The sequence below is a fragment of the Prevotella sp. AGR2160 genome, assembly GCF_000424185.1.
Classification (GTDB): domain Bacteria; phylum Bacteroidota; class Bacteroidia; order Bacteroidales; family Bacteroidaceae; genus Prevotella.
Genome location: NZ_AUJK01000044.1, coordinates 1 through 1863 on the forward strand (window position 1 = coordinate 1; position 1863 = coordinate 1863).

General features: G+C 44.6%; 1 protein-coding gene. It reads right to left on the bottom strand.

The features are described 5' to 3' along the window. Positions 1 to 874 precede the first annotated feature (874 nt). Positions 875 to 1765: a tyrosine-type recombinase/integrase gene (locus G604_RS14530; protein ID WP_051220418.1), complete on the bottom strand. Its 891-nt coding sequence runs from the start codon at positions 1763 to 1765 to the stop codon at positions 875 to 877. Between the last annotated feature and the right edge of the window lie 98 nt (positions 1766 to 1863).

A 1863-nucleotide genomic window follows, 5' to 3' on the forward strand; every position in this document is an offset into this window, starting at 1 on the left:
TTATTACAACAATAATAATAATATTTATTTTTTTCTCTATCTTTGTCCTATCGTCAGAACCCCTTTACAGTTTGTACACCTCCGCGTGGGAGGTGATATCATAATGATACCAATTTTACCCTGTATACGTTAGATTTTGCAAATTTACTGCAAGATTATGAATATCACAAATAAATTTAATTAAAACCGCTCGGAATTAACAAATATTAATCAAAATGTAGATTGAATTGTATAAAATCAGAAAGAATATACAGAACAATGTTTCGTTTTGAAATTTAAACCTTACGTTTCATTAGAATTTATCTTTTGGAGACGATTGTTACGTCCGTCTGTCTTCGTACTGACCGGAGAGACACAGTCATTACGATCCGTCACTCCCTCAAAATTGACATCAGGTAAAGGATTATACAGCGCATGAAATCTTTCATGCGGGCAGTAGGATTCAAATACGCGAATTTTGAGCCTGTTTAGTATGTTTCTGTGTTTCAGGCAGATACAAATTTCTCTCTGAAAAACGAAAGAATATTTTGCATCAAAATTCATAAAATCCTCCAAAATGGCGCATTTTTTCATCAAAAAGGGGCTATTTTGGACGTTATTTTTGAGTGATAAACACGATGTTTACGATCGTATCTACGAAAGAGAATCTTGTAAACACCATGTTTATGAGATTTTCTCCGAAGGACAGGATCTTCGGGTCGTTATTTTGTAAAGTGTACTTGTCATTTTCGACTCTTATTTTCCAGAACCTGAAAATCATCGGAGGAAAAATTCGGTCTTTTTTCAGTCAGTAGGTCCTCGCCCTGACATTTATCATACACAGATTCTATGGTGCGTGGCCGCAACATGGCGGCCACCTACCATAGGATCATGACTAGGCATGCTCCGAAGAAGGGAGTCCATTCAGTCGGTGGATGATTTTCTCATTCTCCAGGCGCATATACTCATCATCAAGTTCGCGGATATACGTCATGGTCGTATTCGTGTTGGTATGTCCGAGGGCCTGGGAGATCGTATTGATGGATACCGAGGATCGGTAAGCCATACTTGCCCAACTATGTCGCACGCAATAGGACGTGAGATTGACGGACAGTCCGGCCATCTTCGCCAGCCGTTTCAGATGCCGGTTATACTGTCCCAGTGCCCGGACATATTCCTTTCTGCTCTCATTTTTCAGAACGGGAAAGACATAGGCAGACGGATTGTTGTAGTGCTGAAGGATTTCCTGTGCCGCCTCAGACAGTGGGACGCGGACCATCTGCCCCGTCTTCTGTCGATGATAGACCACGACGTTGCCGCTGATCTGTTCTTTCCGCAGATGGACGACATCGACAAAGGGCATCCCCAGCGCATAGAAAGAGAAAGCAAAGAGATCACGGGTCAATGCCAGCGGGGAGTCTTCTGGAAGAGGGAGATGAAGGATCTTCTTGAGTTCTGCTTCGGTGAGCGACCGCTTGGCCGTACGTTCTTGGCCGGTAAAGGCATGACGGAACGGCATCCGGTCCTTGCAGCGTCCGTCGGCCACAGCCTTGTTGTAGACAGCCCGCAGACAACGGATATAACAAGAGATGGTGTTCATGCAGAGGCCGCGGTCAGCGAGTTTCTGTTCGAAGATCATGACGGTCTTCTCCGTGACTTGACCAAGCGGCATATCCCCGATTGTTGATGTAAAGGCCCGGACGGCCGTGACATAGTTCTCTGCCCGGCTATGGCAGCCATGCGCACGGGCATTCTCCGCACAGGCAAGGGCATAGTCGGACAACATGGTTTCCTTTCTGAAAAAATAGCTCAATAATTTCATTTTAATTGATGTAATAATATGGACCAGAGCACCTCCCACGCGGAGGTGTACAAACTGTAAAG

Excerpts from the sequence above, each read along its gene's own strand:
- G604_RS14530 (WP_051220418.1), bottom strand. The coding sequence starts at position 1,765 with ATGTTGTCCGACTATGCCCTTGCCTGTGCGGAGAATGCCCGTGCGCAT.